An 8,512-nucleotide genomic window follows, 5' to 3' on the forward strand; every position below is an offset into this window, starting at 1 on the left:
CCATCTGCCGGCCATGCGCTTTGCCCACCACGAAGGCGAGATAGCGCGCTGCCTTGAGCGCTTCGCCCCGTGAGAATTGCTCGACCTCGATCTTGAGATCCTGGGGCATGAGTTCGCGCACGAATACCGAGTGTTCATGCAGCCGCGCCGTCCCCATGCGTTCGCCGAGATGCGGCGACAAGGCACGCGCTGCAGCCAGAACCCGTTCGGCCGGATCTGTCGGCATGACGGCGCCAGGTGCGATGGGAGCGACAGGAGCGACGGCCTCCTTTATGTCGACAAGCGCATGGTCCCTGCCGCGCTGGCCTTCGAGCGCGACGATTGCCGCATAGCGCATGAGACCGAGCGAACTACAGCCCTTCATCCAGTAAGCGGCATCGACCATTTTCGGGGCTCGTTCCTCGTCCTTCCTGTCCAGCGACAGGATCATGCTGCTAACCGGCCGGTGCGTGACGATGTCGCGAAGGCCTGCGGTCTCAGCTTCGGTGAGGGGCCAGAAGCGGCGGCCTAGAGGAATTTTCGGCTCGACGTCGTCTAGCCGTTCCTTTGCCAAATGCCTCCACTTCCTGCCGAGCGCGCGGCGGCGCACCACGCGCACGATCTCGGGCTCCCAGCCTGCAGTTTTCTTTGTCTCATCCGGGTCGGCAAAGGCGTCTTCGTAGCCTTCGACCATCTCTTCCATCATCCGCGCGGTGACGACGCCCGGCAGGTCCGATCCGCGTGCCGCCGTGGCAAGCGAAAGGCCCAAGCGGATAAGATCGTGCGCAGGGTTGCCGATCACTGCCTGATCGAGATCGCGGATCTGTATCTCGACCTGGCCGTCGCCGTTCGCGATGGGGCCGAGATTGCCGAGATGGCAGTCGCCGCAGATCCAGACCTCCGGTCCTTCGGGTACGATGCGTTCGCCTCCTTCTTCGGCAAGCCAGCGATAGAAGAGTTCCGTGTTGCCTCGAACGTAGGCGTGGGCGGAACGCGCCATTTTGAGGTCTCGGCGAGCATGAAGGGTGGCAAGGCGATCTGCCGGGACGACGAATTTCATGCCGATACGAACGAGCAACACTATGCAAGTGTTCCAGATGCAGCGGAGGTTGTGAAAATGGCATCGGGCCATCGGAACAGGCCGTGTCCTCACGGATTTTGCTCCTGCCAGACATACACATACGGGAAAAAAAACATGACGACAGTGGCGCAGGTGATCGTGGAGAGGCTCCAAGCCGCAGGTGCGCGCGTTCCTGCGGGCCTACATCGTCGAAAGCGATCTGGATGGACGACCTTTCAGCCACGATGAGCGCGCCCTCGTCTATGCGCGGGCCAAGGGCGATGTTTCGGCCCATCCGTTCGGCACCGAACTCGACGTCTATTCCGACGAGTACGAATGGCTCGCTCACAGCATCGCGCCGTCGCGCCATGCGCCTAAGGATACCGTGTGCATGTCGCCTCGGAGCAATGTTCGAGGCCCTATGAAGCCTCGCGCCTGAACATTTCGGCGATGAGCTTCGGAGCGCTGGGCGCCAATGCGATCGAGGCGCTGAACCTGGGCGCGAAGATCGGCGGCTTCTATCACGATACCGGGGAGGGCGGCCTGTCGCCCTATCACCTCCGGCAAGGCGGCGACATCGTCTGGGAGGTCGGCTCAGGGTACTTCGGCTGTCGGGATGGCGACGGTCGCTTCGACGGCGCGCGCTTTGCGGAACGGGCCGCACATGAAGCGGTGAAGGTGACCGAGATCAAGCTGAGCCAGGTCGCCAAGCCCGTTCACGGGGGTTGCTTCCCGGCCCCAAGGTGACGCGCGAGATCGCGCAGACCCGCAATGTGCCTGAAGGCGAAGACTGCCTCTCGCCACCATGGCACAGCGCGTTCTAGACCCGATCGAGCTGGTGGAGTTTGCCGGCAGGATGCGGGATCTCTCCGGGGGCAAGCCGGTGGGCATCAAGCTATACGTGGGCTATCCGCACGAACTCTTCGCGGTGGTGAAGGCGATGCTGGAAACGGGCATCGTGCTGGACTACATCGTCATCGACGGCGCCGAAGGTGGGACCGGAGCAGCACCGACGGAACTTTCTGACCGTGTCGGCATGCCGCTGCGGGAGGGGCTGATCTTGGCGCGCAACGCGCTGGTTGGAACCAACCTCAAGGGCAAGGTCAAGCTTGCGGCATCCGGCAAGGTAAATTCGGGCGCCGGTATCGCCATGAATGCGGCGCTTGGCGCGGACTAGTGCAACGCTGCGCGATCCTTCATGTTCTCGCTCGGCTGCGTCCAGTCGACGCGGTGCCACACGGACACCTGCACGACCGGGGTTGCCACCCAGTCGCCCGCGCGCCAGCGTGCGCTCGTCATTCCCGAGAAAGCCGAGCGCGTCGCTCGCTTCCAGCGCAGTACGCTGGACGCGTTGCACGACATCGTGGTCGCCTGCGGGCTGGACACTCCTGATCAGTTCATACCGGATGGCCTACGGCAGCGTGTCAGCGCGGTAGAGATGCGGCCGATGGATGAAATTTACGCTTTCATTGAACTTGGCGAATAGCTGGATGGTGCTCGCGATCCTCGAACGGCGCGATGGTGGGCTCAGGCCGATCCTTATTCATTCCGCAGAATGGCGTCATGACTACAGAAAATGCCGGAACCTTCTGGCGGTATTTGCCAGCGCAGCATACATCCGAACGACCTCCAGCCCTACGTGGAGGTTTTCAGCTCCGCACATCTGTATCATTCCCGTTGCCTTGCTGCACTTAAGCTTACGGTGCACTTCACCTCCGCCAAATTTTCCCAAATAAGAAGGCAAAGCGGACCGTCTGCACTTGGTGAAGGGAAATGGGCAGCGCTTGGGGATAAACCCGCCGTTCACGAGCATACTCAGGAACGGCGGGTTTCGCCAACTTGGTAGACAATGCCGGTACGCAATGCGATAGGCATATTGGATCGGTCAGCGTGACGGAATTGGTAGACGTGTCGTCACAACGGTCCTCGGGAAACCGAGCTGCAGGTTCTTCGCAGACGCCTTGCCGTAATCGCTAACGTTCCAGCCTTCCCGGCAATGCCTCAGGCCGCGTCTACGAGGACGATCTCGCTGTCTTCGATCGCCGTCACGCGTATCACTTCCACATCGCGGATGGCGGCGCCATCGCGGGCATTCACCAGCACGTCGTCGATCCGGATCGAGCCGGTGGCGGGGACGAGATAGGCTTTCCGATCGTTGCCGATCGGATACTCGGCACTCTCGCCCGCCTTCAGAGTTGCGGCGACGATGCGTGCGTCCGTGCGGATCGGCAGGGCGTCGCCGTCATTCCCGTAACCAGAGGCGAGCGTGACGAAATGCCCGGCACGATCGTCCTTCGGGAATGGGCGGGCGCCCCAGCTCGGTGCATCGCCCTTTCTGGTGGGGGTGATCCAGATCTGGAAGATCTTCGTCGTCACGTCCTCCAAATTGTATTCGGAATGACGAACGCCGGTGCCGGCACTCATCACCTGAACATCGCCTGCCTCGGTGCGGCCCTTGTTGCCCAAGCTGTCCTCATGGGTGATCGCACCTTCGCGGACGTAAGTGATAATTTCCATGTCACGGTGCGGGTGCGGCGGGAAACCGGTCTTTGGCGCGATAGTGTCGTCGTTCCAGACGCGCAGGTTGCCCCAGTTATCTCGGGCTGGATCGTGGTAATCGGCGAAGGAGAAGTGATGCTTGGCATCGAGCCAGCCATGGTTTGCGCCGCCGAGGCTGTCGAAAGGACGAAGTTCGATCATGTCAGGTCTCCAAGAGAGGGGGCGTTGATCCCCCCGCTGTTGGATCCCTTCTAGACGGCCGCCCCTTGCAGGTTAGTCGCATAAAATGAATTCAATCGTTCTATAAAACTGAAAAGCTTTCGTCATGCGGCCCAGGTATGGCCTTGTTCTGCGGGAAGGATATCGGAAGCGCGGACGAGATCGGGAACAGTGCGCATGTCCATCTTGCGCATCATGCTGGACCGATGGAGCTTCACGGTGACTTCACTGATGTCCAGTTCCCATGCGATCTGCTTGTTCATCAGGCCGCGGACGACACCGCCCATCACCTGCCGTTCGCGGGGCGTGAGGGAGTCGAAGCGTTTGACCAGCGCCCATTCACGATGGGCGATCGGGCGACGCTTACGGTCGAGTTCCAGCGCGAGCGCGACGGCACCGAGCAGATGCTGCTTGTCGAGCGGGCGAAGCAGGAAGTCTACAGCCCCCGCCTTGATGGCGCGGACGCACTGGGACACGTCGGAGTTATCGGAGAGGAAGACGACCGGGATCGGTTGACCCCGGCGCCTCAGGCCCTCGATCAGATCTATGGCGGCGCCGGAAGGAGGGCCTGCCTCTGCGACCACACAGCACGGCGCGTTCGGGAGGGGGGCATGGAGCAACTCGCCCGCACGGGAAAAAGTCCTGATGGCATAGCCTGCGTCGCTCATCACGGCCATCAACTGCAAGCGGGCTTCGCCTTCGCTGTCGACGATCAGGATTGTACCCTCTCGCACGCCGGCGTCTCCGGGAGCGTGCATGGACTGGCGGGGGGCATGGCTCATTTTTCGACTCCTCTGTCGGAAGAAGAAATGGTCCAGAGTGCACACAAGCTGCAATACCCTCGTTTGAGGGGAATTGCCTAAGCCGGGGGGGCGGGCCTAGAGAGGGGCTATGGAATCCCAGCCTTTCGAGCCTGCTATCCGCATCGCCGTCGTCGACGATCACCCCTTGCTGCGCGACGGCATCATTGCCGTTTTTGCGACGCAGCCCGATCTCGAACTCGTCGCCGTCGGTGACGATGGCGAGGATGCTGTTCGGATCTATCGCGAGATCAGGCCCGACGTGATGCTGATGGACCTGCAGATGCCCAACGTGGACGGCTTGGAGGCGATGACGCGCATCCTGAGCGAATACCCCGATGCGCGCATCCTGGTGCTGACGACTTATTCGGGCGATGGGCGCGCCGCTCAGGCGATCAAGGCAGGCGCCTCGGGATATCTTCTGAAGAACAGCCTGCGCACGGATCTGTTGGACGCCATCCGGTCAATCTCTCGGGGCGGAACACATTTCGACACGCAAGTCATGGGCGCCGCGGACCGGGAGGCGAAGCGCCTGACCGCTCGGGAGAGTGACGTTCTGGAGCTGGCGGCGGCAGGCAATTCGAACAAGCAGATCGCCGCGCGCCTTTCGCTCTCGGAAGAGACGGTGAAGAGCTACATGAAGGCGATTTTCGCGCGGCTGGGGGCCATGGATCGCACCCATGCCGTGGCGATCGCCGTTCGTAACGGACTGATCGAACTCTGAAGGCCTCCCGGGAATTGCTCTAGCGATAGGCGATCTTCCCCGGCAGGGTCAGACGGATCGACGTGCCCTGACCGGCGGCATTGGCGATGGCGAAAGATCCACCCAACCGATCCATGCGTTCACGCATGCCGGTAAGGCCGAAGTGTCCCTCTCGCCCACCCGCAGCACGAACATCCCGCGGGAGTCCGATACCGTCGTCGAACACGCGAATGGACAGGCGGTCGCGGGAATGGTGGATCTCCACCTTCACAATCGTCGCCCGGGCATGCTTGACTGCATTCGCGAGGGCTTCGCCGACCGCGAGTTCGATTTCCTCGGCCACCGGCGCGCCGACGAGCTTCTCGGCACCGTCCTCGCGGATTTCCCATGCGAGTGCATCGCCCACCACGCGCCCGGCACAGTCGCGCAGGGTTTCGGCGATGGATTTGGGTTCGGCATCCTCGCGCAGTCCGCGCACCCGTTCGCGCCCGTAGAGGAGGACGTCGTCGGCCCGTTCCAGGGCTTCTTCGATGGCAGTATGGGCCGGGGTGCCGGGCGTCGTCAGGTGAAGCACCGTCTGGAAGCGCAGCATCAGGCCCTGGAAGCCTTGCAGCAGCGTGTCGTGCAGGTCCTGGGCGATACGTTCGCGCTCGGCCACGCGCTCCTCGACACGGTCGCGCAGGGCCTGCATGGCCAGTCGGATGCGCCAGCGGAATAGCGCGTAAACGCCCAGCATCGCCCCGGCCAGAACGGCGAGCCGGAACCATAGGGTCTGCCAGAAACGGGGAGCGATGACGAAAGTGACTTCGGCGTCCCGTTTCGACCACGGGCCGTCCGCAGTCGCGGCCGTGACGTGGAAGCGATAGGTGCCCGGCCCAAGTCCTGCGTAATCGACGCGGCGGCGGCTTTCGGCATCGACCCAACCCTCATCGATGCCGTCCAGCTTGTAGCGATAGCGGTTCCCTTCGGCATCGGCGAGGCTGAGGCCTACATAGGAAAGACTGACGCGGGTGGTGCCCGCAGGCAGGCGGGCGCCGGTGAGCGGATAGGGGCGGCCATCCACTTCCAGCCCGGTGAGGCGGATCGGCATGTCCGGCCGAGGGGCGGCGATGCGGGCGGGGTCGACTTGCACCACCCCTGCATTGGTGACGAACCACAGGCGTCCTTGCGCGTCGACGGCGGCGTCGTTGGCGGAATAGGGTTCGGTTCGCGCCCGGATGACGCCGTTCTGGCCGTAGCGGGCACGCGGGATCGGTATGCCGGGGCGGGCGAAGGCGGCGTCCAGATCGCTTTTGGCGATGCGGGTAATGCCCCCGGCCGAAATCAGCCAGTAATGTCCGGAAACCCGCACGATGCCCATCACTCCCGCAAGCCAGGGGTAGGTCTGCGCGCTGAGTTGCTGGACGCGGTGGCCGTCATAGCGGGCAAAGCCTGCCTCGCCGCCGATCCAGGTCTCGCCGTCCATCTGCTTGAGCATGCGCACGAAGCCGACGCCGCCCTTGCTTTCACCGTTTCCGGTTGGCCAGATGGGCGCCGTTTTGCCGTGCTGCACGCGGGCGAGGAGCCGCAGCGGCTGGTTGACGATGAAGGTGTTCGGGCCGGGGACGATGAAGGTGGTCGCGGCCGGCAGGCTCTCATCCTTGATCCAGCGCTTGCCTTCCAGGCGGAACATGCCGGAGGCGGATACCGATTCCCACAACTGTCCCTGCGGATCGGAAGCGCAGGCCTGGCCGAATTGCCGTTCGTGCTCGAGCGGGCCGATGATCCGGGTCGGGATGGAGCCCCGCACGAGATATTCATTCTTGTACGTGAGCACGTAGGCGCCCACGCCTGAAACCGAGCAGACTTCGGATAGCAGGCTGGAGCGAAGGATGAGCTGCGCCTTGCCGTCGACGATCCGGTACAGTCCCTCGTCGCCGCCGATGTAGAGCGAGCCGTCCGGTCCCGTCGCGATGCCGGTGCGCACGCCCTTGATCGCGGTGTAATGCACCACCGGCGTGCGCACGAAGCGGTGCAGGCCGTCCGGCGCGCCGCCCCAGATGGTGCCTTCGGCGTCGCGCAGGAGCGTGGAAATCTGAACTGGATAAGTCTCCGCCCGGCGCATCGAGAGTTCGCCGCCGGGCACCGTCGCAAGACCGGAGGCATTGCCCGCGATCCACAGCAGGTTGTCGTCATCGAACAACAGGTTGCGGATGCCGTCACCGCCACCCAGCGGCTCGCCGAAAGCGATCCCCGTCGGCTCGAAACCGCGCGGGCCGAAGCGCTGGAGGCCGTCGCTCGAAAAGAACCACATGGTCCCGTGGCGATCCTCGCGGAAGGCGGAGCCGAGGTTCATCAATCCCGGCACGACCTCGAACTTGCGGCTGCCGGCGGGCAGGCGCCGCAGTTCCGGGTTGGAGGCGATCCACATCGTTCCGTTGCTCTGGCGGAACATGCGCACCAGCGGGCCGTCCACGTCGATGATGTCCCAGCGCCCGTTCACCAGATGGCGCATCTGCGAGCCGAAACCGCTCCAGGCGGCCACCCAGAGGGAGCCGTCGGGCGCGGCGATCATGTCCGTGACGCGCCCGCGCGGCTTTTCCGGGTTGGCGCCGCGGAGCTTTCCGTCCTTGAAGTGGGCGATGCCGCCGAAGGCATAGCCCACCCACAGGCTGCCATCGGACGCCGCCGCCAGCGCCGTGACCTGCCGCGCGCGGAAATTGTCAAAGTCCTCGGGATCGATGCGTTTGAAGTTCAGTCCGTCGAAGCGATAGAGGCCGTCGCCCGAGCCGAGCCACAGGAAGCCGTCGCGGGTGCGGGCGATGGCGCGGATGTCGGGTGGGGCACCGTCCGCGAGCGACCAATGTCGGCTGGCATAGCCGGGGATTTCGGTCGCGGGCGAGGCCAGCGCGACAGGAATGGCGGCCGTGGTTCCGAAAACCGCGAGGAAAAGTGCTGTCCTGAGAGGACGCAGGCAACAAAATTTACCACGGATGTGTCGGATTGAACGCATCGCGGGCGCATTGCATGACAATGCGCCCGCGACAAGCAAACGTTTGTAGGGGTGTTACGGCCTGTGCGGGAGTGCGGCGCCGGGGTTGCGTGTGAAGAGGAGGGTAGCGCCGAGGACCATGGCGCCGGCGAGGAGGAGGGGGACGGCGAGGCCGACGTGGAGGAGCAGGGTCGCGCCGACGGCGGCGCCGAGGAAGATGGAGAGGACGGCGGCGAAGCGGCGCAGGAAGTTGGGGGACTTTCCGGCGGTCTGGTCGGCGG

General features: G+C 63.8%; 6 protein-coding genes and 3 pseudogenes. 4 read left to right on the plus strand and 5 right to left on the minus strand.

Translation table 11 applies throughout. The annotated features are described in order from the left end of the window. Positions 1-1,039 (minus strand): DUF2252 family protein (locus V7066_RS28430; RefSeq protein WP_334186292.1); only part of this gene is annotated, 1,039 nt, incomplete at its 3' end. A 181-nt stretch (positions 1,040-1,220) separates the two neighbouring features. Between V7066_RS28430 and V7066_RS28870 the strand changes: the two genes are divergently transcribed. From V7066_RS28870 to V7066_RS28880, 3 genes and pseudogenes are all read left to right on the plus strand, one after another. After that, positions 1,221-1,478, plus strand: a complete 258-nt coding sequence (locus V7066_RS28870; RefSeq protein ID WP_442947397.1) for a hypothetical protein — start codon at positions 1,221-1,223, stop codon at positions 1,476-1,478. A gap of 11 nt (positions 1,479-1,489) precedes the next feature. Continuing rightward, positions 1,490-1,863, plus strand: a pseudogene (locus tag V7066_RS28875) (glutamate synthase-related protein). A gap of 32 nt (positions 1,864-1,895) precedes the next feature. Further along, positions 1,896-2,525, plus strand: a pseudogene (locus V7066_RS28880) (glutamate synthase-related protein). 515 nt (positions 2,526-3,040) lie between these two features. On the opposite strand, the gene V7066_RS28440 reads toward V7066_RS28880, so the two are convergent. Beyond that, positions 3,041-3,739: a pirin family protein gene (locus V7066_RS28440; RefSeq protein ID WP_334186288.1), complete on the minus strand. Its 699-nt coding sequence runs from the start codon at positions 3,737-3,739 to the stop codon at positions 3,041-3,043. 122 nt (positions 3,740-3,861) lie between these two features. Continuing rightward, positions 3,862-4,539 (minus strand): response regulator transcription factor, encoded by a 678-nt coding sequence (locus V7066_RS28445; RefSeq protein ID WP_334186289.1) that lies wholly within the window; start codon positions 4,537-4,539, stop codon positions 3,862-3,864. Between the two features lie 109 nt (positions 4,540-4,648). On the opposite strand from V7066_RS28445, the gene V7066_RS28450 reads away from it, so the two are divergent. Continuing rightward, a complete protein-coding gene (locus tag V7066_RS28450) occupies positions 4,649-5,281 on the plus strand; it encodes a response regulator transcription factor (RefSeq protein WP_334186290.1) in 633 nt (210 codons plus the stop codon). Positions 5,282-5,300: 19 nt separating this feature from the next. Here the strand turns inward: V7066_RS28450 and V7066_RS28455 are convergent, their stop codons facing one another. Both V7066_RS28455 and V7066_RS28460 read right to left on the minus strand, forming a co-directional pair. Next, positions 5,301-8,252, minus strand: coding sequence for a sensor histidine kinase (locus V7066_RS28455; RefSeq protein WP_334186291.1), 2,952 nt, complete (start codon positions 8,250-8,252; stop codon positions 5,301-5,303). A 54-nt stretch (positions 8,253-8,306) separates the two neighbouring features. After that, positions 8,307-8,512 (minus strand): annotated as a pseudogene (locus tag V7066_RS28460) (DUF1275 domain-containing protein); the annotation flags it as partial.

The organism is Novosphingobium sp., from assembly GCF_036820275.1.
Taxonomy (GTDB): domain Bacteria; phylum Pseudomonadota; class Alphaproteobacteria; order Sphingomonadales; family Sphingomonadaceae; genus Novosphingobium.